We start from the raw sequence: 2,211 nt of genomic DNA on the forward strand, positions 1-2,211 counted from the left end.
CTACGTCTCCGGCGCGTTCGTGGTGGCCAGCTGTGCTGGTATCTCGTCGCTGATCTTCCTGTTCATCGTCGGCCTCGGCGAGTACGCCGTGGCGCTGGCGTTCGTGGTCGCGCTGCTGGACGTGATCCCGATGATCGGCGCGACGCTCGGCGCCATCCTCGTCTCGGCGATCGGGTTCGCGACCGACGTCAAGATCGGGATCGCGTGCGTGATCTTCTACCTCATCTACCAGCAGCTCGAGAACTACGTGATCTACCCGCGGGTGATGTCGCGCTCGGTCGACATCCCCGGGGCGGTCACCGTGATCGCGGCCCTCGTCGGGGCCTCGCTACTCGGCGTCGTCGGCGCGCTGCTCGCCATCCCCACTGCCGCGGCCATCCTGATGATCACCCGCGAGGTCTTCATCCGCCGCCAGGAGGCGCGCTAGTCACCGCGCACGTGGCTCGCCGAGCTTGACCAGGACGACGCCGGCGACGATCGCGACGCCACCCGCGACCTGGATCGCGCGCGGCAGCTCCCCGAGCAGCAGCCAGGCGAACAGCAGCCCGAACAGCACCTCGAGGAGCGCCACGAACGACGCCACCCGCGACCCGAGCGCGCGGATCCCGACGATCCCGAACAGGTAGGCGAGGCTGCAGGTGACCACGGCGAGGCCGGCCACCGGCAGCCACCATGGCACCTCGACGCCCCGGAACGACGCCGGGTCGGTGGCCCAGGTCATGTCCAGCGCGCCGACTGCGCCCGCGACGAGCAGGGCGGCACCTCCGACGACCACCCCCGAGGCGGCCAGCACCACCGGGGGCAGTCGACTGCCCGCGCTGCCCGACATCACGAAGTACGTCGCGCAGCCGGCCATCGCGACCAGCGCCCAGGCCACGCCGACGGGGTCGAGGTCGGCACCTGAGACCAGATCGAGCACCAGCACGAGCCCCAAGCCGGCAGTGATGCCACCGACGGCGGTGAGGGCCCCGGGCCGCTGACTGTGGCGCAGCCAGAGCCACATCACGACGGCGGCCGGTGCCGTGAACTCGATCAGGAGCGCCACGCCGACCTGCATCCGCTCGATCGCGCTGAAGAAGGCGAGCTGCGGGACCGCGACCCCGACCAGTCCGTAGACCACGACGAAACGACCGTGCTCGCGCAGCAGGTGCCAGCGGCCGCGCAGCGCGACGAGCCCGGGGACGAGCAGCACCAGCGCGGCCAGCGCGATCCGGGCGGTGACCGCAGCACCCGGAGTCCAGCCGGCCTCGAGCAGCCCCTTGGCGAGAGTGCCGGAGAGGCCGAAGCTCATGGCCGAGAGCACCGCGAACCCCAGACCGACCCGGCCCGACCGCACTGCGGCCACGCCCGGGGTGTCATGAGTCAATGTCGCCATGACATATGACACTATGTCACGAGGATGTCACCCGTCAACAGGGTTTTCGCCTGTGACCGGAGGCAGGTTCACCGGAGCGGACTCAATGGACGAACTGGCGCAGCACCTCGGTGAACACCGCGGGCTGCTCGGAGTGCACCCAGTGGCCGGCACCCTTCACGGTCACCCTCCGGTTGCGTGGGAACCACCGGTCCATCTCGGCGGCGTACTCGTCGCTGACATAGTCCGACCGCTCCCCCGCCACCCACAGCACCGGCCCGTCGTACGGCGCCAGGTCGGCCAACCGGTCACCGGGCCAGCCCCCGATGACGGCGAGGTCGCGGCCCAGCACATCCAGGTTCGCCTGCCACGACCACTCACCGCCGGAGTGCCGGAGGTTCTGGAGCAGGAACGAGCGCACGGTCGGGTGCGGCACCGCCTCGCTCAGCGCGGCGTCCGCGTCAGCACGGCGCTCGATGCGCGAGAGGTCCAGCGCCTGCATGCCGGCGATGTAGCCCCGGAACTCGTCCTGGCTGTCGTAGGGCACCGGCGACACGTCGACGACGCACAGCCGCTCGACCAGGTCCGGATGGCGCAGCGCCGCCACCATCGCGACCTTGCCTCCGAGCGAATGTCCAACGAGCGCGACGGGATCGTCGGCCGAGAACAGCTCGGCGACCCGGTCGGCCACGTCGAGGTAGTCGAAGCGGTCTGACCACTTCGACCTGCCGTGGTGGGGCAGGTCGACGAGCAGCACCCGGTGCCTGTCCGACAGCGCCTTGGCGACCTGCGTCCAGTTGCGCCCCTGCCCGAACAGACCGTGGCAGAACACCACCAGCGATCCGGATTCACCGTAG

3 protein-coding genes are annotated in these 2,211 nt (G+C 70.3%); 1 reads left to right on the forward strand and 2 read right to left on the reverse strand.

Annotated elements, in window-relative coordinates; all coding sequences use genetic code 11:
• Positions 1 to 427: AI-2E family transporter (locus tag VFZ39_RS10865; RefSeq protein WP_330865768.1), on the forward strand; the 427-nt coding region annotated here is incomplete at its 5' end.
• Here the strand turns inward: VFZ39_RS10865 and VFZ39_RS10870 are convergent.
• Positions 428 to 1,375 (reverse strand): EamA family transporter, encoded by a 948-nt coding sequence (locus tag VFZ39_RS10870; protein ID WP_330865769.1) that lies wholly within the window; start codon positions 1,373 to 1,375, stop codon positions 428 to 430. It abuts the gene before it with no gap.
• Positions 1,376 to 1,457: 82 nt separating this feature from the next.
• Positions 1,458 to 2,211, reverse strand: a 754-nt coding sequence (locus VFZ39_RS10875) for an alpha/beta fold hydrolase (protein ID WP_330865770.1), incomplete at its 5' end; no start/stop codon positions are given.

The organism is Nocardioides sp. (assembly GCF_036374615.1).
GTDB lineage: Bacteria > Actinomycetota > Actinomycetes > Propionibacteriales > Nocardioidaceae > Nocardioides.